The 231-nt window shown below is 64.5% G+C and carries 1 protein-coding gene; it reads left to right on the plus strand.

All coding sequences use genetic code 11. From position 1 onward, the window contains the following. On the plus strand, positions 1-231 hold a 231-nt coding region (locus RMT89_RS45685; RefSeq protein ID WP_315889643.1), incomplete at both ends, for an aminotransferase class I/II-fold pyridoxal phosphate-dependent enzyme.

Here is a 231-nt window from a genome sequence, read left to right on the forward strand (position 1 = left end):
CGCCCTCGACCCGGACCTCGTCCCCGACGATGCCGACCTCGTCGTCGTCGGGAACCCGACGAATCCCACTGGCAGACTGCACCCGGCTACCGACCTGCTGGCTCTGCGCCGCCCCGGAAGGATCCTCGTCGTGGACGAGGCCTTCATGGACGCTACCGATGAGTCCCAGTCCCTTATTGGAAGCGATATGGACGACCTCCTCGTCCTGCGCTCCATGACAAAAACCTACGG

Source organism: Streptomyces sp. P17, assembly GCF_032436805.1.
Taxonomy (GTDB): Bacteria; Actinomycetota; Actinomycetes; order Streptomycetales; family Streptomycetaceae; genus Streptomyces.